Annotated in this window: 12 protein-coding genes; 6 read left to right on the top strand and 6 right to left on the bottom strand. The window is 44.0% G+C overall.

Going from position 1 to position 22,275, the window contains the following annotated elements:
* Positions 1-36: 36 nt before the first annotated feature.
* On the bottom strand, positions 37-903 hold the full coding sequence (locus ALKIM_RS0112260; protein WP_026474905.1) for a sigma-70 family RNA polymerase sigma factor: 867 nt from the start codon (positions 901-903) through the stop codon (positions 37-39).
* A 571-nt stretch (positions 904-1,474) separates the two neighbouring features.
* Between ALKIM_RS0112260 and rho the strand changes: the two genes are divergently transcribed.
* From rho to nifJ, 3 genes are all read left to right on the top strand, one after another.
* Positions 1,475-3,349: a transcription termination factor Rho gene (rho, locus tag ALKIM_RS0112270; RefSeq protein ID WP_026474906.1), complete on the top strand. Its 1,875-nt coding sequence runs from the start codon at positions 1,475-1,477 to the stop codon at positions 3,347-3,349.
* 360 nt (positions 3,350-3,709) lie between these two features.
* Entirely contained in the window at positions 3,710-4,891 is a 1,182-nt protein-coding gene (locus tag ALKIM_RS0112275) for an AAA family ATPase (RefSeq protein ID WP_235714413.1), read from the top strand.
* A gap of 84 nt (positions 4,892-4,975) precedes the next feature.
* Positions 4,976-8,509 carry a pyruvate:ferredoxin (flavodoxin) oxidoreductase gene (gene nifJ, locus ALKIM_RS0112280; protein WP_026474908.1) on the top strand — a complete coding sequence of 1,178 codons (3,534 nt, stop codon included), beginning with the start codon at positions 4,976-4,978 and terminating at the stop codon, positions 8,507-8,509.
* Positions 8,510-8,588: 79 nt separating this feature from the next.
* Here the strand turns inward: nifJ and ALKIM_RS0112285 are convergent, their stop codons facing one another.
* On the bottom strand, positions 8,589-10,502 hold the full coding sequence (locus ALKIM_RS0112285; RefSeq protein WP_044117927.1) for a polysaccharide biosynthesis protein: 1,914 nt from the start codon (positions 10,500-10,502) through the stop codon (positions 8,589-8,591).
* Positions 10,503-10,968: 466 nt separating this feature from the next.
* Between ALKIM_RS0112285 and ALKIM_RS0112295 the strand changes: the two genes are divergently transcribed.
* The 3 genes from ALKIM_RS0112295 to ALKIM_RS0112305 all read left to right on the top strand — a co-directional run bounded on the left by ALKIM_RS0112295 (position 10,969) and on the right by ALKIM_RS0112305 (position 18,016).
* Positions 10,969-13,497, top strand: coding sequence for a M1 family aminopeptidase (locus ALKIM_RS0112295; protein ID WP_084555880.1), 2,529 nt, complete (start codon positions 10,969-10,971; stop codon positions 13,495-13,497).
* Positions 13,498-13,904: 407 nt separating this feature from the next.
* Positions 13,905-17,786 (top strand): M1 family aminopeptidase, encoded by a 3,882-nt coding sequence (locus ALKIM_RS0112300; protein ID WP_084555881.1) that lies wholly within the window; start codon positions 13,905-13,907, stop codon positions 17,784-17,786.
* 56 nt (positions 17,787-17,842) lie between these two features.
* Complete coding sequence (locus ALKIM_RS0112305) at positions 17,843-18,016, top strand: hypothetical protein (protein WP_157363900.1); 174 nt, start codon at positions 17,843-17,845, stop codon at positions 18,014-18,016.
* Positions 18,017-18,034: 18 nt separating this feature from the next.
* Here the strand turns inward: ALKIM_RS0112305 and ALKIM_RS0112310 are convergent, their stop codons facing one another.
* The 4 genes from ALKIM_RS0112310 to ALKIM_RS0112325 are packed head-to-tail and all read right to left on the bottom strand — an operon-like array spanning position 18,035 to position 22,271.
* Complete coding sequence (locus ALKIM_RS0112310) at positions 18,035-19,012, bottom strand: MraY family glycosyltransferase (protein ID WP_026474913.1); 978 nt, start codon at positions 19,010-19,012, stop codon at positions 18,035-18,037.
* A 7-nt stretch (positions 19,013-19,019) separates the two neighbouring features.
* Positions 19,020-19,937: an NAD-dependent epimerase/dehydratase family protein gene (locus tag ALKIM_RS0112315; protein ID WP_026474914.1), complete on the bottom strand. Its 918-nt coding sequence runs from the start codon at positions 19,935-19,937 to the stop codon at positions 19,020-19,022.
* Positions 19,937-20,977 (bottom strand): glycosyltransferase family 2 protein, encoded by a 1,041-nt coding sequence (locus ALKIM_RS0112320; protein WP_026474915.1) that lies wholly within the window; start codon positions 20,975-20,977, stop codon positions 19,937-19,939. Before ALKIM_RS0112320 ends, ALKIM_RS0112315 begins: the two co-directional genes overlap by 1 nt.
* Before the next feature lie 16 nt (positions 20,978-20,993).
* Complete coding sequence (locus ALKIM_RS0112325) at positions 20,994-22,271, bottom strand: phenylacetate--CoA ligase family protein (protein WP_026474916.1); 1,278 nt, start codon at positions 22,269-22,271, stop codon at positions 20,994-20,996.
* Positions 22,272-22,275 lie beyond the last annotated feature (4 nt).

A 22,275-nucleotide genomic window follows, 5' to 3' on the forward strand; every position in this document is an offset into this window, starting at 1 on the left:
TCAGCAAAGTGCTTAATTTTTGCTACAAACGAAGGATTACTCTCCCAGATAGGACCTTAATATTTTACTCCGATAGGTGTGCTTGAGTCTTTTAATGGCTTTTTCTTTTATTTGTCGCACCCGTTCGCGTGTCAGATTGAAGAGTTTTCCAATTTCTTCCAACGAATAAGGCGGTTCGCCATTCAGTCCGTAATAGAGTTTAACAATGTCTGCTTCTCGTGATGATAGGGTTGAAAGTGAGCGCTCTATTTCGCGTCTGAGTGAATCATCCAGTAATTGGGAGTCGGGGCTGGAAGCATCTGAAGAAAGCAACACATCGTAAAGGGTGTTTTCTTCATCTGTTTTAAGTGGTGCATCCATCGATACATGTCGCGACGATACTTTTAATGCTTCTTTCACCTCTTTGGGAGCCATATCAAGTAAGTCGGCAATTTCGTAGGATGTTGGTTCACGCTGAAACTCCTGCTCCAAACGTGAGAAGGTGTTGTTGACCTTATTGATGCTGCCGATTTTATTTAGAGGCAAACGCACGATGCGAGCCTGTTCGGCCAATGCCTGCAGAATGGATTGTCGGATCCACCACACGGCATAGGATATAAATTTAAAACCTCTGGTTTCGTCAAATCGTTGGGCTGCTTTTATCAGGCCCAGGTTACCTTCGTTGATGAGGTCGGGAAGGCTGAGTCCCTGATTTTGGTACTGTTTTGCAACGGACACCACAAATCTCAGGTTGGCATTGATTAGCCTCTCAAGTGCAGCCTCATCGCCCTGTCTGATTTTTTTAGCCAGCGCCACTTCCTCCTCAGCAGAAATCAATTGTACTTTACCAATTTCATGAAGGTATTTATCCAGTGATGGTGCTTCCCGATTTGTTACTTGTTTCGTTATCTTGAGTTGTCTCATGTTTTTTAATAGGTATAGAATAGGTTCAAAGGTTATGTAATATTAACAAAAAAAAGACAAGTGATGTTTCATTTTTTAATCTTTTTTTCTCCAATGTGTGTTGATATACAACTTTTTTAAGATTAATCATGAAAAAGCGAATCAAAATTTTGCTGGTAAAAATGGAATGTTTAAGTTTGCAAATGAAATTCATTCGGGTTTCTTCAAAAGTACCGTTCTAAAATAAAAACATTTCTTTTCCGGTTTAAGATTAATGGCAAAAAAAATGCCGTAATTTTCTCATAGAGCAGCCTGTTGTTTTTTTATTGTGGTAGAAGATATAAGCGGGCTAAACTGGCCGGATAAATATGTGTGATTATTCTGACAGGTTTCATTATTTTATTACAATTGTACCTTATTAATGTGAATACAGTCAATTGGTTATGTCTCTTGCATGCTTATTGATGTTGTTACTTCCCGGTTGATTCATCAACATCCCGTTTACCCACTTTCATGAGTTATTTCCTGAAAATTATAGCCAATACATAAACAATCGTTTTTAACAGAAAAACAAAGTATTATTTTATCAATCATGTACGATATTATTGAGTTAAACAAGAAGCTGCTGATGGATTTAAGAACCATCGCCAAGGAGCTTGATATCAAACGTATTGAATCCTACAAGAAACAGGATTTGATATATCAGATTCTTGATGCACAAGCAATTAAAGCTTCTGAAAGAAAAGGGAGAGAGCCACGCACTGCTGATGGTGACGATGAGAAACGCGGCAGACGAGGACGTCCTCCAAAGAGAATTAAGGATCAGGCCGAAAAGGCGGCACAAGAGTTAAGCCAGCCCAAAGAGAAGGTTGTTGTACAACAAGAATCCAAAAAGCCTGAAACAGAGCGTTCTGCAAAGCCTGAGCAGGCTCAGGAGCAGCGCAAAGCCACCCCAGCGGTTTCCGAAACCCCAGCGGTTAAAGAGGTAAAGGCTGATAAGCCTAACGAACGCACAAGCGATCGCACCGTAACTGAAAAACCTGTTGCTGCCCCGCAGAACGATACCGAGCAGAGAAAGCCGCATCCCCGACAACAACAGCCTCAGCAGCAGGCGCAATCACAGCCTTCTCAACCACAACCAACACAGCCACAGCCACAGGGACAGGGACAGCAACCACAACGCCGTCAGGATGACAATCGCAAGTGGAACCGTGGCGAAGAACGTCAGCAGCGCCCCGAAGGCCAGCAGGGACAAGGCCCGCAAAAGCGTTTTAACGACCGAAACGAGAACAGACCACAGACCCGCCCCGAACAACAACAGCGCAAGGAAGAGAAGGCTTTTGAGTTTGAAGGTATTATATCTGCTTCAGGTGTGCTCGAAATTATGCAAGATGGATATGGTTTCCTTCGTTCATCTGACTACAACTATCTCAACTCCCCTGACGACATTTATGTGTCTCAGTCGCAAATAAAACTTTTTGGTCTTAAAACCGGTGACATGGTGCTTGGCGCCATTCGTCCACCCAAAGAGGGTGAAAAGTATTTCCCACTTATCAAAGTGGAGTCAATAAATGGCCGTACGCCCGATTTTGTGCGCGACCGTGTGCCATTTGACCATCTTACCCCAATCTTCCCCGACGAGAAGTTTAACCTTACCGGTGGCCCCAGATCGAACCTTTCAACCCGCATTGTTGATATGTTTTCGCCAATTGGAAAAGGGCAGCGTGGATTGATTGTGGCACAGCCTAAAACAGGTAAAACGGTATTGCTAAAAGATGTGGCAAATGCCATCGCTTCTAATCACCCGGAAGTATATATGATTATCCTTCTGATTGATGAGCGTCCCGAAGAGGTGACCGATATGGCTCGCAGTGTGAATGCAGAGGTGATTTCCTCCACATTTGATGAACCGGCTGAACGCCACGTAAAGGTTGCAAATATTGTTCTCGAGAAGGCTAAGCGCATGGTAGAGTGTGGACACGATGTGGTTATTCTCCTCGATTCCATCACCCGTTTGGCACGTGCCTATAACACCGTGTCGCCAGCTTCGGGTAAGGTGCTCTCGGGTGGAGTGGATGCCAATGCACTGCATAAACCCAAACGGTTCTTTGGTGCAGCCCGTAACATCGAAGGTGGTGGTTCACTCACCATTTTGGCCACTGCCCTTACCGAAACCGGCTCAAAAATGGATGACGTAATATTCGAAGAGTTTAAAGGAACCGGTAACATGGAGCTTCAGTTGGATCGCAAGCTTGCCAATAAACGCGTATTCCCATCTGTCGACATCATGTCGTCTAGCACCCGAAGAGAAGATTTGCTGCTTGACAAAGAGTTTATGAACCGCATCTGGATTCTTCGTAACTACCTGTCAGATATGAATTCGGTGGAAGCTATGGAGTTCATCAAAGACAGAATGATGAAAACAAACTCAAACGAGGAGTTTCTTATATCGATGAATGACGGATAACAGCTAATTTACCCGCTGATGATTTATCATGACATCTCATTTTTAAAAAGAAAAATGCGCTGTTTCGGGTAGTTTTGCTTAATATATTTTAACAGTCGCAAGCTGAAAGCATTTTCTTTCGGTTTGCGACTTTTTTTTGTCACTTATTTTGTCCCTTTTTTTTGTTTGATGTCCTTAAACGGTCGGGTTTTCATGTGGTTATGAAGATGTGTCCGTGTTTTTTCACGAATGATGTTTGGATGCACGGTCTTATTTTTAATAGTTTTAAATAACACTAATCTCGTCGTTTTGTAATCTTTAAATTGCAAAATGAAGACCTAAAAAATTAAATTTGCAATAATAAAGAAACACTTTTTAATTATGATGCAGGCTTTTTTTAAAACGCACAAGTTCCTGCTCGATCATTTAAATGTGCCGATTCGCCGTGGAATGATGGACAAGATTAACTGGGACGACCGGTTGATCGGCATTCTTGGTGCCCGTGGTGTTGGGAAAACCAATTTTCTCCTCGACTATGTAAACGCTACATACGGCTTTGATAAAGCCTGCCTCTACGTTAACCTGAATAATCTATACTTTTCTGAGCGAACCATCATCTCATTTGCCGATGAGTTTCAGAAAACCGGTGGTGAGCGTCTTATTCTGGATCAGGTGTTTAAATATCCCGGGTGGATGGATGAGTTGATATATTGCTATGACAATTTTCCCGGGCTTAAGATTGTTTTCAGTGGGTCGCCACTAATGTACAATGCCGGTGAAGAGTTAAACCTAAACGGAAGAGCTGCAATATATACACTCGAAGGATTTTCGTTCAGAGAGTTTGTAAACCATAAAACCAATGGCAGTTTCAAGGCTGTTTCTCTTGATGATATTCTTAATAATCATGAGCGTATTGCAGCCTCAGTAGTTGAAAAGGTTAAACCATTAGCTTATTATAACGACTATCTGCATCATGGTTATTATCCCTTCTTTTTAGAGAAGAGCAACTACCTCGAAAACCTGGTGAAAAACATCAATCTGGTACTCGAAATTGATATCAGTTACCTGCAGCAAATTGAGTTGAAATATTTGCCAAAACTACGTAAACTGCTTTATCTTATAGCTTGTTCTGCCCCCTTTCAGCCAAACGTAAGCAGGTTGAGTGCCGAAGTTGAAACCAGCCGGGCCACCATCATCAATTACCTGAAATATTTAAAGCAGGCTAAGTTGATTCATCTGCTGTATGAGGGCAATACCGAAATGCTCAAGAAGCCATCTGAAATTTATATGCAGAATCCCAACTTGTTGTATTCGGTAGGCAGAGGCGATGTGGAGCAGGAGGTTCTGAATAAGACTTTTTTTTGCAACCAGGTAGCATACCGTCATCGCGTTGGATATAATCGAAATGTGGATTTTACGATTGAAGGAAAGTATCTGTTTAATGTAGGCCGGAGAGTAAATGGAAGCAAGAGTAGATTGGGCGAGGTGTGGCATGCTTGTGAAATGATGGAGGTTGGTTCGGGACGCGATGTGCCACTGTGGCTGTTTGGCTTTTTGGACTAACCCGAAACTGTGTGATTTTTAGATAGAACAGAGATATAACGAGATAGAATTAATTTTATTTTTTAACGTAAAGAGAATAGACAAATGGCAAAAGCAAAGAAGTTTATTACCTGTGACGGTAACTATGCTGCGGCCCACATCGCTTACATGTTTAGCGAGGTAGCAGCTATTTACCCAATCACTCCTTCTTCCAACATGGCCGAGTATGTGGATGAATGGGCTGCCAACGGAAGAAAAAACATCTTCGGTGAGAAGGTGAAGGTAGAGGAAATGCAATCCGAAGCCGGTGCTGCAGGTGCTGTGCACGGTTCATTGCAGGCTGGTGCTTTAACATCTACATTTACTGCATCTCAGGGTTTATTGTTGATGATCCCCAATATGTATAAAATTGCCGGTGAATTATTGCCCGGTGTGTTCCATGTTAGTGCAAGGAGTCTTGCAGCACAAGCGCTTTCGATTTTTGGCGACCACAGTGACGTGATGTCAACACGCCAGACCGGATTTGCGATGCTTGCAACAGGTAGCGTGCAGGAAGTGATGGATTTGGCCGGTGTGGCTCACCTTACTTCTATCAAATCGCGTGTGCCTTTCCTTCATTTCTTCGATGGTTTCCGTACTTCTCACGAAATTCAGAAAGTTGAGTTGATGGAGCAGGACGCCCTGGCTTCTCTACTTGATAAAGAGGCGCTTCAGAAATTCCGCGACAATTCGTTGAATCCTGAGCGTCCGGTTACCCGTGGTACTGCACAAAACCCCGATATTTATTTCCAGTCACGCGAAGCATCAAACCCATTCTACCTGGCTATTCCAGACATGGTTGCTTCGTGTATGGATGACATCTCAAAAATTACCGGAAGAAAATATCGTCCGTTTGATTATTATGGTGCTCCCGATGCCGAGAATATCATCGTGGCAATGGGCTCTATCACTGATACCATCCGTGAAACAATCGATTTCCTTACTGCAAAAGGTGAGAAAGTAGGTATGATTGCAGTGCACCTGTATCGTCCATTCTCAGCTAAATATTTCTTCGAGGCATTCCCAAAATCGTGTAAACGCATTGCCGTTCTCGACCGTACCAAAGAACCGGGTGCCAATGGCGATCCACTTTATTTGGATGTGTGTGAACTATTCTACGGTAAGGAGAATGCACCTCAGATTATCGGCGGACGTTACGGCTTGTCATCAAAGGATACTACGCCTGCACAAATCCTGGCTGTTTACAACAACCTGAAGATGAACGAGCCTAAGAACAAGTTCACCTTGGGTATTGTAGATGATGTAACTTTTACCTCGTTGCCATTGTTGCCTGAGATTGATCTTAGTTCAAAAGGTACTTTTGCGGGTAAATTCTATGGTCTTGGTTCTGATGGTACCGTGGGTGCCAATAAGAACAGCATCATGATTATTGGTGACAACACCGATAAGTATGCGCAGGCTTACTTTGCTTACGACTCCAAAAAGTCAGGTGGTATCACAATATCTCACCTTCGTTTTGGCGACAGCCCCATCCGTTCGCCATACCTGGTTAATACCCCAGACTTTGTAGCCTGTCACGTACCTGCTTATTTGGGTCGTTATGACATGCTCAAAGGGCTTAAAAAAGGAGGTACATTCCTGCTTAACAGTCACTGGGATTCAGAGGAGACAAAATCGAAGCTACCCAATGATGTGAAGCGTTACATGGCTGAAAATGACATTCAGTTTTACATCATCAACGCCACTCAAATTGCTGAAGAGATAGGGCTTGGTAACCGTACCAACACCATCATGCAGTCGGCATTCTTTAAAATTTCCGGCGTTATTCCTTACGAACAGGCTGTTGATCAGATGAAGAAATTCATAGTGAAGTCGTTCGGCCGTAAAGGTGAAGATGTGGTTAACATGAACTACAAAGCGGTTGACCGTGGTGGTGATGTTACCAAAGTGGAAGTACCTGCCGAGTGGGCAAAACTTGGCGATGAGAGCACCAACGGAAAAGCAGTGCCCGATTTCATCAAAAACATGGTATTCCCCATCAACGCACAGAAGGGTGACGACCTGCCGGTGAGCGCATTCCTTGGTCGTGAAGATGGTACTTTCCCCAACGGAACCACTGCCTATGAGAAACGTGGTATCGCTGTGAACGTGCCCGAATGGCAATCTGAGAACTGTATTCAGTGTAACCAGTGTTCGTATGTGTGTCCTCACGCAGCCATCCGTCCATTTTTGTTGGATGAGAAGGAACTTGCCGGTGCACCTGCAGATACAGTAACCATCAAGCCAAACGGTAAAGGATTCGACGGATTGCAATTCCGTATTCAAGTGAGCGTACTTGACTGTACCGGTTGCGGAAACTGTGCTGAGGTTTGTCCTTCAAAAACCAAGTCGCTTGTGATGAAGTCTCTCGAAAGTCAGATGATTGAGACGGATCGTTGGGACTATATGGCCGATAAAGTAACCATTAAGGATACCATTCAGGCTAAAGACCTTAACGTGAAAGCATCTCAGTTTGCTCAGCCTTTGTTTGAGTTCTCCGGAGCTTGTGCCGGTTGTGGTGAAACGCCTTATATTAAGCTTATTACCCAGTTGTATGGCGACCGTATGATGATTGCCAACGCTACCGGATGTTCTTCAATTTATGGTGGTTCAGCTCCTGCAACGCCTTACACAACTAATAAAAATGGTTGTGGACCAGCTTGGGCAAACTCACTTTTTGAGGACAATGCCGAGTATGGTATGGGTATGGCCACAGCAGTGGATGTATTGCGCGACCGTATTGAGAAGCGCATGAATGAGACACTCAACGAAGTGGCGCCTGAAACCAAAGCTGCTTTTGAAGCATGGCTTGAGGCTAAAAATGATGGCAATAAAACCCGTGAAGTTTCAAATGGTGTGCTCAAAGCCATTGAAAAAGAGAGTCATGCAGTTGCAAAAGAGATTCTTGCCCTTAAGGATTATCTGGTTAAGAAATCGGTATGGATCTTTGGTGGTGACGGCTGGGCTTATGACATAGGTTTTGGTGGTCTTGACCACGTGATTGCCAGCGGCAAGGATGTGAACATTCTGGTGATGGATACCGAAGTGTATTCTAACACCGGTGGTCAGGCTTCTAAATCAACTCCTGTTGGTGCAGTGGCTAAGTTTGCTGCATCAGGTAAGCGCATTCGTAAGAAAGACCTTGGTCTGATGGCCACCACCTATGGTTACGTTTACGTGGCTCAGGTTGGTATGGGCGCAAATCAGGCTCAGTATTTCAAAGCACTCAAGGAAGCTGAAGCGTATCCGGGTCCTTCATTGATTATTGCATACTCTCCTTGTATCAGCCACGGCTTGCACAGAGGTATGAACAATGCTCAGGACGAGACCAAACGTGCTGTTGAATGTGGTTACTGGCATCTGTATCGTTACAACCCAATGTTGGAACTCGAGGGTAAAAATCCATTCCAGCTCGATTCAAAAGAGCCTGAATGGAGTAAATTCCAGGATTTCCTTAAAGGAGAGGTACGTTACACTTCGTTGCTAAAAGCATTCCCTGCTGAAGCTAAGGAACTTTTCCTGGCTGCTGAAGAAAACTCCAAATGGCGTTACAGCACCTATAAAAGACTTGCTGAGGTTGATTATGCCGTAGTGAAGTAACATACTTTTATGGATAAATAAAAAGGGGTGTTCTGAAATGAGCACCCCTTTTGTAATTATATCAAGTAAAGTATTGTATTCAGACTGTTTCTGCCGGTGAGCCCATAAGCACTTTTCGGTAACGTTCATTTTGAGGAATAAATTCAGGAACCAACTCGCGCATACGAGCCACTACCAACTCCTCTCGTTCTTTATAAATTCTACCCAGAATGTCTGTAATGTGGTTATTTACATCCGCATATTTGCACTTTTGAACCTGGCCAATCATTATTTTTTCATGATAAGTGGGTTTTGTGCTCTCTTTGGATGCCAGCAGTTCTTCATAAAGTTTTTCACCAGGTCTGAGTCCGGTAAATACAATGTCTATGTCTTCTCCTACTTTCAGACCTGATAGTTTCACCATTTTTTCAGCCAAATCAAGTATCCGAACCGGTTCACCCATGTCGAACACAAAAATTTCGCCGCCTTTACCCATAAAGGATGCCTCCAGTACAAGCTGACAAGCTTCGGGTATGGTCATAAAGTAACGGGTTATTTCGGGGTGTGTGACTGTTACCGGGCCGCCTTGTTCAATCTGACGTTTAAAAAGTGGTACTACTGAACCGTTTGACCCAAGCACGTTCCCAAAACGGGTGGTGACAAATGCCGTGTTTATTCCCGGAATTTGCGACATGGACTGGATGTATATTTCGCACATGCGTTTGGATGCGCCCATTACGTTGGTGGGGTTTACCGCTTTATCGGTACTTACCATCACAAATTTCTCAACGCCAAACTCCACCGAGAGGTCGGAGAGTATTTTGGTGCCGCCTACATTCACTCGCAAAGCTTCAAATGGCGCATCCTCCATCATTGGAACATGCTTGTAGGCTGCGGCGTTAAATACTATCTGTGGTTTGTTCATTTCAAACACCTGGCGCATCCGTTGGTAATTTGTCACATCTGCCAACACGAGTTTAAAAGGTGCATCAAAGTGTCGGAGGATGATCTCCTGTTGCAAGTCGTAAAGTGCCGATTCGGCCTGATCGAGCATGATGATCTCGCGAATGGGAAACCGCAATAGCTGACGTACAATTTCGGAGCCTATGGAGCCGGCGGCACCTGACACAAGTATGGTCTTATTTTCCAGTCCTTCCAGAATCTGTTTCTGGTTAAGTTGTATCTCATCGCGGCCAAGTAAGTCTTCGATACGGACATCCCGTATCTGCCCCATGTTGGAAATACCGTTTACCCAGTTGCCCACAGAGGGCATCACTTTCAGTTTCCAGTTTCTTTTTAGGCATTCATCTGCTATCGACTGTTTTTTCTTTATTTCAATGTTGGTGACAGCAAGAATCACCTCTTCGATGTCGTTGTTTTTCCAACTGCCTTCCAGTATTTTCTGCCAGCTCACCACGGGTAATGAATGCAGGTTCATATTCCATTTGGACAAGTCTTCATCGGTAAAAGCAACCACTTCATACTGACTCTCTTTGTCGTTGCGGATGGCTTCGAGCGTTATCAGCGCCAGGTCGTCGGTACCATAAATTACAGTTTTTATGGTTCCCCTACGTTGGGTCAGAAACGCATAGGTTTCCCTAACCACCAATCTAAAACCGAAACAGAAAAACACCACAAGTACGAAATGAAAGATCAATACCAGACGTGGCGCCAGGTGCACCTGTATTTTCATGAGGCGCATGGTGGTATCTATTCCGAGCATGACAGTTACTGCCACGGCGCAGGCAATCATTAAAATACGAAGTTCGGAAAAATTGGTGTGGCGGATGACGCCCCGGTGAATGCCAAACAGAAAAAAGGTAACACCATACACAAGGATTACATAGCCACCGCTTCTCACAAACTCCCATACCGAATATTCGGGAAGCATTACATTTATTCTGGCAATATAGGCCAAAACAAAGGCGTTGGCCACCAACATCACGTCAATGCCAAAAATCCACCACGGGGAGATGATTCTTCCGTTAAAAGCCTTGAGTAGAAGTTCTTTCATACTATTGATATTGTTGTCTCATTATCTGTGGTCGAAATGAGCGATTGGGTGAAAATTGTTGCTCTTGTTGTCTCAAAAAGAGAGGGATGGGTTGGGAGGTTTAGTAGCGCAGAACGCTGCTTCGTTATACCAAATATCTGCCACAGAGTTTGTTTTAACAAATCCTTTTTTATGAGTATCATATATATTTACATTAAACACTGATATCGTGTTACGAGTATACACCTATTGTATGCAATAGCGGGATGAATAAGTTGATTTTTTGTTGTTTGTAGTTGATATACAGATGATTTTGTGTTTGAATGGCAAAGAGAGCTGCCTTTAATCAATGGATTTACACGTTTCGTAAAAAAAACACACTATTTGGAATCATTTTATACGGGTTTGATTGTTTAGATGTAAATGGGCTCGATAAATGATTAAATTTGTTATGCGCTTTTTGTATTAATACCTTAATCTGCTTATTATGAAAACAACAATTACAAACTCACGACCCGTATTATTCGGGTTATGGTTCTTTTGTATGTTGGTTACTGCTTATTCTACAGCATCTGCCCAACAGATAAAAGGAGAGGGGACAGCGGCGGAGGACCAACTCAAATCTTCGGCACAATCGATTTTATTGCAGACCGATACCAATATTGATGTTACCTTTTATCATATCGATATAGAACTTGACATTGCCGGCACTGCTATTATTGGGAAGGTGAATGTAAGCTTTAACTCACTCACTGAGGGGTTGGCATCCATACGTTTGAACTTAAAGAATTTCTTTACTGTTACCGCAATTGATGGTGCTTCTTCCTGGACGCATACGTCCGATATTCTTACCATCGTTCTGGAGGAGCCATTGGCTTTGGGTTCGGCTTCCTCAGTGGAGATTGAATACAATGGACAGCCTGAGTTAATTTCTTCAGGAGGCGTAAACAAAGGGCTTAGGTTTCAGACACGCGCCGATGGTGCACCTGCCATCGTGAATCTCAGTACACCCTATTTTTCACATTATTGGTATCCATGTAAGGATGGCCCTTCGGATAAGGCCGACAGTGTGTATGTGAATATCACCGTTCCCGAAACATACAATGGATTTGCACTTACGGCTGTATCCAATGGTAAGCTCGAGGGCACTACTACCGAATCGGGGATGAAAACCTTTAATTGGCGACACCGCTATCCAATCGCCCCATATTATGTGTTGGTGGCTGTTTCCAATTATACAGTAATAAACAGGGTTTATAGCAACAATGGCACGCAGTTTCCGCTAACTTACTATGCTTATCCGCAGGATGTGCCCGCTGCCAACACACTGGTTTCCAATATTCCTGAAATGTTGGATTTCTTTATTGATTTATATGGAGACTATCCCTTTGCCGAAGAGGGTTACGGATTGACACAAATACCAGTTTTATGGGCTATTGAGAGCCAGACCAACAATGTCATCGGCACCTGGTCCGAGGCTTGGTTGGGTTTCATTGCACATGAATTATCGCACGCCTGGTTTGGAAATTCCATTACTAACAAAACCTGGCAACATGTGTGGTTGCAAGAGGGTTTTGCCACCTATTCCGAGGCCCTTTACATTGAGGCAAAACAGGGAAAAGAGGCTTTCCTCACGTTTATTAGAAGTTTTAACGAACGGTTTAATGCCTCTCAACGACTATTCCTCGAAGATGATGCCCAACACAACAAGGTGTTTAGTCAGTATGTATTTGACAAAGGTGCCTGGGTTGTGCACATGCTCAGAAATCACATTGGAGATGAGTTGTTTTTTCAATGTCTGAAAACCTATGCGCAGTCGCCTGCCTTTCAGTATGGACACGCCACAACAGAGGATTTTCGTCTGCATTGCGAGCAGATTACCAATATGAACTTGTCTGCCTTTTTTGAACAATGGGTTTATGATCGCTCTTATCCCGATTATAAATACAATTTCTATTCTGATGTTGAGACAGGCAAAGCAGGTCTTGCCATTAAGCAAACACAGGGGATTGTTTATCAGGAGCGCGCCGTATTTGAGATGTATATGGATATTTTATTGACCTTTGACGATGGAAGTGAGCGTTTGGAGCGGGTTTTTAACAACAAACAGCTCCAGTATTTCTATTTCGACATCGATAAGGAGGTTACTCAAATCGTACTTGATCCGGACGAGTGGATTATACGGCGATTCCGAACATTGGACACCAATATAACAGTACCACTGTTTCAAAGTTTTGAGAACCATATCACATCATTTACCATAAGCGGCCAAATAGGTGAAAGCGTGATCAACAACGCTGAAGGAACAGTGACGGTATCGATGCCTTTTGGCACCAACCTGACGCAGTTGGCGCCAGTAATTCTGGTTTCGGCTAATGCGATGGTTTCGCCGCCTTCAACTCAGATACAAGACTTTTCACTGCCGGTATCGTATGTGGTAACAGGAGGAAATGGGCTTACACGAAACTATTTGATAATTGTAACCACGGTTCCAAACAACGACAATCGAATTGTGAGTTTTAGCATTTCCGGTGAGACACAGCCTGCGGTTATCAATGTGGAGGAGAAAACTGTTGTAGCCATCGTTCCTGTTGGTATGAGCCTTGAAGCCATTATTCCGGACATCGTTATTTCAGAGAATGCGGAAATATCTCCTGATCCATCTGTGCCTATTGATTATTCCAACGATGTTCAGTTCACCATCACCTCAGAAAGTGGCATCGCCGCCGAATGGGTTGTTAGGGTTCTGTATGAGGTGTCATCAGGTACGGGTGGGGAGCTTAATTTAAGCAATCCGCTGTTTTATCCGAACCCCACACGCGACAAGTTATTTTGGCTGGTTAATCCTGATTATATAACGGTAGATGTAATCTCTGTGGATGGCCGGGTGGTTCGTTCAGCAGCAGGCGCAAATGGCTACCTGAGCATGTCCGGTCTCCATACAGGAATGTATGTTATCAGAATTGAGACCGCACGCGGAACATATTTGTACAGCAAAGTGGTGTTGGTTAAGTAGGAGGTGGAAATTGCCATATTCGTGGCCACGCCGAAGTCGTCATATTATTTCTGTAAAACAGTTGTTTTTGTATCATTAAACCCGGATGTTTCAAGTGTTCTTGAATGTCCGGGTTTATTGTTCGAAGGCATAGGTTAACCGGTAACCTTAATTCAGATTCATTCGTCCTCAAAAACTATCCGGCAGTGTAATTATAGCCCCTGCCCATAAAAAAGGAGAGGCAATATCTCTCATATAGGTTTAACTTGTAACCATATTTGACAGCCGATGCCCGACCTGTGGCAGCCTTTATGGTTAGAGTGTTCTTGAGTAAATGGTTTTGCCCACCTTCTATACCTTTTTTGGAAATGTGATCTGTTTGTCCGTTTAACCGCGAGGATCGTGTACCTCTCTTAAAACAAATAGTAATGAAAATATATCTACGCTTCTGGTATTTGCTGGCATGTTACACAGTGGGAATGCTGGTGCTTCAGTCTGCCAACGCCCAGCGAAAGGATCAGCCCTGGCAACCGCCTACTGACTCCGTCTCACTGGCGCGCGAAGCGTTTTACCAGCAGGAGATGGTTGAGAGAATGGCATTGAAATCGGCTTCAGCCACACTGCAAACCGACCACAACATTGATATAACTTTTTACCACATCACACTCGATGTAAATACTACTGAAAAAACAATTGCCGGAAACACTTACATCGAACTAAAGCCAGTGGTAAACAATCTGTCACAGTTAAGGCTCAACCTTCACACATCAATGGTGGTTTCTGCTGTGGGCGAAAATGCCACATCATGGAGCCGTTCAGGTAGCAGTGTGTTGAATGTTACGCTTAATCGCCCTTATAATATTGGTGAAACGGTGCGACTGCGCATTCATTACAGCGGAACACCTGTTTTAGCTAGCGGAACGATTAAAGGGTTTAGATTTGATACACACTCCACAACGGTTCCTTCTGTTACCACATTAAGCACGCCTTATCTTGCTCATTACTGGTTTCCCTGTAAAGATGGCCCTTATGACAAAGCTGACAGCATAAAAGTGGACATAACAGTTCCTGACACAACCTTACAAGGGTATCCACTTATGGGTGTCTCCAACGGCATGTTGTATGATACCATAATAGATGGCGAAAAGCGCACCTATCGTTGGCAGCACAATTATCCCATTGTGCCCTATTATGTGACTGTGTCAGTTTCCAACTACCGGGTTTTTGGAGAGCAGTACAACCGTAACGGGCATAATTTCCCGCTGACCTACTATGTCTTTCCTAATAATTATACTACGGCGCTTGGTACCTTCAGTGGTGTCCCAGTATTGTTCGATGCTTTTATCCACTATTTTGGCGACTATCCTTTTAAAAGTGAAACTTATGGAATGACCCAAATAGCACATCCTTGGTATATTGAGAATCAGACAAACTCTGTCATGGGGTCTGTTGCTCCCAGCGTTTGGTGGCTCGTTGTTCATGAGTTGGGTCACATGTGGTTTGGCAATTCCATCACAAACAGGCCTTGGAACCATGTATGGCTTAATGAGGGATTTGCTACATATGGGGAAGCGCTTTACGAGGAGTTTGTGAAGGGGAAGACTGCTTATCACACATGGATGAGAGACATGGGGACTCGTTATAATGCTTCACAAGCTCTCTATTTGGCGGATGACAGTAACCCCTCGCAGGTATTTGTAACATACTATTACCAAAAAGGGGCATGGTTACTTCACATGCTCAGATATTATCTGGGCGAGGAGTTGTTTTTTGATATAGTAAAATCCTATGCTCAGGATCCACAGTTTAAGTATAAATATATCGACACCGAAACTTTTCGTGCTTATGTGGAAGAGATGTCGGGTAAGGATTTGTATAATTTCTTTGATCAGTGGGTGTATGATATTTCATATCCTGATTATGAGTTTAACTACGAGTATGATGAGGCTACCGGGATAAACAGCGTTACTGTAAAACAAACGCAGGGGCCAAATTATAATGATAGACCTGTTTATGACATGTATCTTCCATTGCGGTTTTCGTTTGCGGGAGGAGTGGTCATTGAGGAGAAGGTGTTTAACAACCAGATGACTCAAACCTACCACTTTGAACATGGTCAGGAGGCATGGAATCTGCACGTTGACCCTGATCAGTGGCTTATTCGGTCTGTGAAATTCGATGGTTTGATATCTGTACCAAAACCTCCAAGAATCACATCTTTTACACTACCGGGTCAGATTGGTTCTACGGTAATAAATGAACTTCAACGTACCATAAACTTAACCATGCCTGCCGGCACAGTATTAACGGCACTGCATCCTACTATAGCTCTTACTTCTAATACTACGGTTTCACCTGTTTCAGGGGCTGCAGTAGATTTTTCATCTCCTGTTCAGTACACTGTAACTGGGGCTAATTCAGGTCAAAGAGTTTATACCGTGCACGTCACCACCATTCCCAGTGATGAAAAGCTGATAACCTCATTTGAGATTCCTGGTCAGGTAAATTCGGTGATTGATAGCGATGCAGGTACCATTGAGGTAGTGGTGCCTCCTGGCAGTAATATAGCTGCTTTGGTTCCGGACATTCAGTTGTCGGTATATGCCGTGGTTAGCCCTGCTTCAGGTGTGGTTCAGGATTTTACCAGTCCGGTGGTATATACAGTAACAGCTCAAAATGGCACCCAAAAGCAATATAGTGTAACTGTTGTGGTAGAGAGTAATCCGGAAGTTACCGATGTTTGGACGGGCAGTGTTTCCAGTGATTGGAACCATCCCGGAAACTGGAGTCATGGCGTGCCGCTGCAGAGCATGAGTGTACATATCACTGCTCCGGCAACAAATTTTCCGGAGATACACAGTGATGTGACCATTCAAAATCTGACAATAGAGCCGGGCGCGCGACTGGTTCAGCATAGCGGTGTGTTTACGGTTGAGGGTGAGTTTAGGCTCAAGTCGTCTGCCGAGGTAAATGCCTCTTTTGTACAGAAGGGTGGTTCAATATCTGTACTGCCCTCACATGTGAAAATTGAACAAGCCATTTCGGGGCCAAATTACAATTACGGCATGGGTTCACCCGTAACTGGCGAATTGGCAACCAAGGCAAACACAGGCATCACAGGTACGGCTTCTATATTTAACAATGCCACCGGCCAATACCAATCGTTGGGTGATGATGAGCCTTTTAATGCCGGAGCAGGCATGTTTTTAAGTAATTACACATCAATCGTTTTTTCAGGTGTTCTCAATACTGGTTTGATTACTGTGCCGGTAAACCGTTCGTCGGCAGGGTTTGGCTGGAATTTGATTGGAAACCCCTATACCGCAACAGTAGATTGGCGCTCAGTAAATAAGAGTAACATCGATGATGTGTTCTGGATATATAGAAATGATATTGGTGCTTATGGCGTGTATAACAACCATACAGGCGTGGGTGTAGGATTAAACAGTCCGCCATACCTCATTCCGTCGTCTCACGCTTTTTGGGTGCGAGTTACGCAAGGGCGAACAAACGGTTCGGTTTCATTTACACCGGCATCTACTGTTCACAACTCTTTCTCTTATCTCAAATCAGGCAAAAAGGGTAATTATCCGCATGTGAAGTTGCAGACTATTTTTAACGGAATGATGGATGAGACAGCCGTAGCCATTGTGCAGGATGCCACAGTAGGAGCCACTGATGTTTTTGACAGTGATAAGATTTTTGGTTCGAATGCCAATATGGGTGAGGTTTATACCCTTGCGGCCAACAGAGAACTAGCCATTAACTCATTGCCTCAGCAGCCACAGCATATTGTTCCGGTTGGGCTGCTTGTGCGCAAATCGGGTACTGTCGTGTTTAGATTAGGTGATAGTGTTATTCCTGATAATCTGGTTGTGATGCTTAAAGATAAATCAACCGGTGAAATTACAAATTTAACAGCCGGCGACCGGAAAAGGGTTTACATACAGCTTGACGATGGTGGAATGGACGGAAAGAGTAGGGAAGTACATGTAACACACATAAAAGACCGTTTTGAGTTGATTCTCACATCAGGCACTCCAACATCGGTTGAGGAGCATCCGGCTAATCCGGGCTCAACGGCAGGTGGTGCAGAGGTTGTCGTTTACAATTTCAGCGATGGCATTGTTGTGCAGCCTATAAATATGCATGCCCCATCATTTGAACTGTATGATGTGACAGGAAAAAGAGTTGCATCCGGATTGCTTTTCGAGGATTCGGAGAATATAATTCCTCTGACCGAGCGGGGCGTTTATCTGCTGTCTGTTCTTAGCAGGGCGGGAATGAGGACGGTAAAGGTTGTGTTCTGATGGGGAATTGATTCTTTTGAGAGGAAAGCATGAATTTTACAGCAAAAAAGAGATATATGAGACCTTCCATGGATGTGCATCCACTGGATGTCTCTATATCTCTTTTAAATGAGTCGTCGCCTCCACCACCGCCCCCGCCCATTGGCGGTTCTTTTGGTCAGGTGAATCAGGAGAGTCCTTTCAGGGAGACTATTTTTCAGGACAATCCGCTAGATGGTTGGAATAAATAGGTAAAGGAGAGTGAAACTTTATTTTAGAAGTAGTTTCTGATAGTAACGATACCGAAGAGTGAGATAAACAATGGAGAGGATAATCAGTGTTACAAGGGTATATATGCCCGGAGAGAGCATCGGATGTGATTTGTAGATAAGGATGATAAGACCTGCATTCACAATGAACTGCACAAGCCCATAAATACCTGCAATAAGCAGATGCGGATGGGCGTGTTCGTTTACCATGAGTTGGTAGAGATGCTTACGGTGTGGTTCCCATATTTTCTCTTTCAGAAGGATTCGGTGTAATATTGTGATGCCAAAATCGATGGTATATACTGACACAAAAAGAATGTAATACCATTCACCACTCGTTAAAACTAATGTTGCCAACATGAAACTGATGAAGTATGCCAATGTAACTGAGCCTACATCGCCGGCAAAACAGAGCGCTTTTTTACGGAAGTTATAAAATCCAAAGGCCAACAAACCGGATATGGATACAATGAATATCTCCGGACTTGAAAATGGCCATACGAGATAATAGGTGAGAGCCATCGACAATATTACTGCGATGCTATAGAAACCGGTTATCCCATTTATTCCATCCATAAAGTTAAAGCCATTGATAAACACAACTGTTAAGAGGATTATCAACACCGAAAGTGGTAACCAGGGCATCAGTCCCCAAAGTTGAATCACCATCAATCCGGCTGCCACAAGATGTACCGGAAATCTGACCGAGGCCGGGAGTGGTTTCACATCGTCCCAGAAACTAACCACTGCCAGTAACATCAAGCCGCAGATGAACCAAATTGGAATGGCCATGCCGGTCAATATAAAGCCTGCAACAATGGCCGGAATAAAGATGATGCCTGCACCGCGCACCGGCGTATGCGTGTGCGACGACCGGCTATTGGGGACATCAAAAATGCCAAATCGCTCTGCCAGTTTAAAATAGCCTTTCAAAAGAAGTGCAAAAACAACAAATGCCGTTAAAAGTGTCAGTATCATAGTGAAGTTAGTTTATCCATAAATTTGCCGAATCAATCACCTTGCGACTTTCCCACCCATTTTGTCGAGCGTGTGTATCGTCAAAGGTGTATGAATTGGTGAGTTTCTTTAGCTTATAGCCCGAAAGAGGCATTTTTTTTCTGGTGATGATTTCCAGAATGTCAAACGAGAGCGCCACCGGTTTTAAGAGCCAATAGGGCAGGTTGATGATGGGTAACTTGTTGAGTATTCCGGCAATGGTTTCAGACAGCTCCTTGAATGAGGGGTGATGCCCGTCAGTGATGTGATAGCACCCTCCTTTGTCCCAAATTTTTTCTACAAACGGCGGAATGTCATCGGCTAAAACCATCGAACGTCTTGTTTTTCCACCCCCAATCTGGAAATAACGTTTTTTTCGGATGGCGCTGACCATATCGCCCAAATTGCCGGGAGCATTTTTACCAACAATAAGTGGCGGACGAAGTATGGTAAGTGTGACGCTGTTTTTCTCAGCCCACTCATGCAGCATTTGCTCTGCTTGTATCTTGCTTTTGCCGTAAGGGTCAGATGCTTTCAGAGGTGTCTCCTCATTGATGAGCTCTCCCGACTCGCGTCCGTAAACGGCTACCGTGCTGAATAATACTATTTTTTTTGGCAATCGGCCTTGCATCTCCAGCGCTGCGAGGAGGTTTCTCAGGCCGGTGACGTTCACCTCAAAGAATGCATTTGCTTCGGCCTCTGTTTTGGGTACCGTATGTGCTTTTCCTGCCAGATGGATAACTGTATCATACTGTTCGTGCAGTGCCGGAACCTCTGTCGAGAGGTCGCAGATTATCTCTTCGCCGCGGTTGCCAAGGGTGGTTACTGGGTGTCTTTGGCTCAGAAAATCAACGAAGTATCTTCCCACAAATCCGGATGCGCCGGTTATTAATATTTTATCACTCATTAGCGACTAATAGATATTTTTCCTGTAAACACAGATCTTTTGTTGAGCAGCAGTGCTGTTATACCTTTTACATACCCTGTACCGTAAGAGAAGTGTAGTATGAGAAACGACAACATGAGTTGTAGCACAAACGGCCGTTTTTGCCTTGATGCTTCTCTTATCGCAGCATATCCGATGGCTCCGGTGTAGAGCAGGATTACAGCCAGATAGGGTATGATTAGTATGGGTAGGATGCACGTCCATATAAGCCCTGAAAACAAAAAGAGAACAAAGAAAAGAGGAATGAGCTGTCTTACGGTTGGCACGCCTCCCAGCTTTAAACTTGCAAGCGGCTTATAAAGCCCATACTGGAAATACATCTTATAAAGTTTCCGGTAAGTGTCTCTGGCATAATAGGTAACTTCCACATTGGGAATGAGGAGTATTTTTAACCCTGCATTTTTCATTCGTCCGTTAAATTCGCTGTCCTGGGTACGAATCATCTCTACATCAAAAAGTCCAATCTTATCAAAAACTTCGCGCCTGAAACATCCAAACGGAACCGTGTCGGCCTCCCTAACCCTACTACTGCCAATTCTGAAATAGGCATTGCCTACACCTACCGGATGGCTTAACGCTGTGGCTATGGCGTGACACTTCAAAGTATCTTTTGCTGCAACTGTTTTAACTGTTCCTCCTGTGTTGTGCGCGTTGTATTTGAATAGGGCATCTACAAGTCTGGAAATGTAGTGTGCAGGGTAAACCGAATGAGAATCCATACGGACAATAACCTCGCCTTTGCTGCTGCGTATGGCACGGTTAAGACCAAAAGGGACGGTCTGTTCGGGGTTGTCAATCAGCGTTACTGCCAATTGATGGTTTTTGTCAATGAATGCCGCAACAAGCTCACGTGTTTTATCCGTTGACATGCCATCGGCAATGATTATCTCCAGTTTATGCGTGGGATAATCCTGCCGGGCTAATGTTTCAAGCGTGGCAGTTATATAGTTTTCTTCGTTTCGGATGGGTAGAATAACAGATACATAGGGTTGGTTTTCCATTGTAAATCAAGGGGTTTTAAATTTCAGAGATAAAGTGTTTGAACTTTCCGTTGCGGCCTCTTTGGAGCTTTTCTACACGTAAGGTTTTCAGTGGTATATCTTTTTCGAGCATGGAGTCAAAGCTTTTTGTCAGAAGGGCTATGTCTGATGCTGACAAATCTTTCTCGGCCACATATTCAAACTCGAACCACTCTTTGGTTTGTCTCACCAAAAACTCTTTTATAAACGGAGCTTTTGACAAAAGAGGCTCTGCCACGAAATAGAATGAGATTCCCGGCACTTTTTTTCCGGAAGGCAGAATGGCCATGTCGTTGAGACTGCCCATTATTGTCTCAATGTGTGTTTGCCCGTTCACGTGCCGTATCGAAGCCAAATCGCCTATCCGGTAACGAATAAAGGGTGTGGCTTTGTTAAAAAGCGCAGTGCACGTGAGGTAACCTGCTTGACCTTCCGGCACCGGATTGTTGTTTTCATCAAGTACTTCATACTTAATCAATGAATCGGAGCCAATCCAGTATCCATCTGTTTTAAAGCCCATAACGCCTAGCTCTGATGAGCCGTACTCGTTGTAAACGGGAATACCAAATGCTTCTGAGATGGTTGCTGCGTCCTTATCGGTGCAAACTTCTGAGGTTACAATGCATCCCTTAAGAGACGGAGATATGTATTTTAGAGTCAGTTCTTTGTTTTTCAGATACTTGGCAAAAGCCACCAGCGAATTGGTGTATCCATAAATATAGGAGAATTTATCGCGTCTGAAGCGTGTTTCCCATTTCAGAAGCCCCTCATCCGATAAATCGAAAACATTGAACCGATAGCGGTTGGATAAAAAGTCCTTTAGGCGGGCTTTCAATTTTGCAACAGGCTTTTGTGAGATGCCAAACATACGAGCCTGACGGTTGTTAACCGAAATTCCTGCGCTGTTGTAAAGGTGCTCCACATTGAGCCACACAAGTGCATGTGACATACGGTCACGTGCAAAATAGAGCGGGTCACCTGATGACCCGGAAGTGCTGCTGCAATAAAGGTTTTTGGGATTTAATCCCGATGGGAGCTTCGTTGTAAAATCACCCTTTAAATGGTTTCGGGTAATAACCGGCAAATCTTCCCATCTCAAGGGGGGCTTACCTACCAGCTCTCTGTAAAATGGGTTATGTTGATAGTGAAAGTTAAAGATTTCCCAGGCTTTGTTTATTTGCCACGAAGGGTCGGTTGTTGCAGGTTCAAATTCCTTACGCGCCTCCTCAACAGGGAATTTCAGCATCTTTAGCACGCGGAAAAAGTCAATTCTCATTCTC

Origin of the sequence: Alkaliflexus imshenetskii DSM 15055 (assembly GCF_000517065.1) — a bacterium.
Classification (GTDB): Bacteria; Bacteroidota; Bacteroidia; order Bacteroidales; family Marinilabiliaceae; genus Alkaliflexus; species Alkaliflexus imshenetskii.

Coding starts and splice junctions, on each gene's coding strand:
- ALKIM_RS0112310 (WP_026474913.1), bottom strand. CDS start 19,012: ATGATACTGACACTTTTAACGGCATTTGTTGTTTTTGCACTTCTTTTG.
- ALKIM_RS0112320 (WP_026474915.1), bottom strand. CDS start 20,977: ATGGAAAACCAACCCTATGTATCTGTTATTCTACCCATCCGAAACGAA.
- nifJ (WP_026474908.1), top strand. CDS start 4,976: ATGGCAAAAGCAAAGAAGTTTATTACCTGTGACGGTAACTATGCTGCG.
- rho (WP_026474906.1), top strand. CDS start 1,475: ATGTACGATATTATTGAGTTAAACAAGAAGCTGCTGATGGATTTAAGA.
- ALKIM_RS0112300 (WP_084555881.1), top strand. CDS start 13,905: ATGAAAATATATCTACGCTTCTGGTATTTGCTGGCATGTTACACAGTG.
- ALKIM_RS0112315 (WP_026474914.1), bottom strand. CDS start 19,937: ATGAGTGATAAAATATTAATAACCGGCGCATCCGGATTTGTGGGAAGA.
- ALKIM_RS0112295 (WP_084555880.1), top strand. CDS start 10,969: ATGAAAACAACAATTACAAACTCACGACCCGTATTATTCGGGTTATGG.
- ALKIM_RS0112275 (WP_235714413.1), top strand. CDS start 3,710: ATGATGCAGGCTTTTTTTAAAACGCACAAGTTCCTGCTCGATCATTTA.
- ALKIM_RS0112325 (WP_026474916.1), bottom strand. CDS start 22,271: ATGAGAATTGACTTTTTCCGCGTGCTAAAGATGCTGAAATTCCCTGTT.
- ALKIM_RS0112305 (WP_157363900.1), top strand. CDS start 17,843: ATGAGACCTTCCATGGATGTGCATCCACTGGATGTCTCTATATCTCTT.
- ALKIM_RS0112285 (WP_044117927.1), bottom strand. CDS start 10,502: ATGAAAGAACTTCTACTCAAGGCTTTTAACGGAAGAATCATCTCCCCG.
- ALKIM_RS0112260 (WP_026474905.1), bottom strand. CDS start 903: ATGAGACAACTCAAGATAACGAAACAAGTAACAAATCGGGAAGCACCA.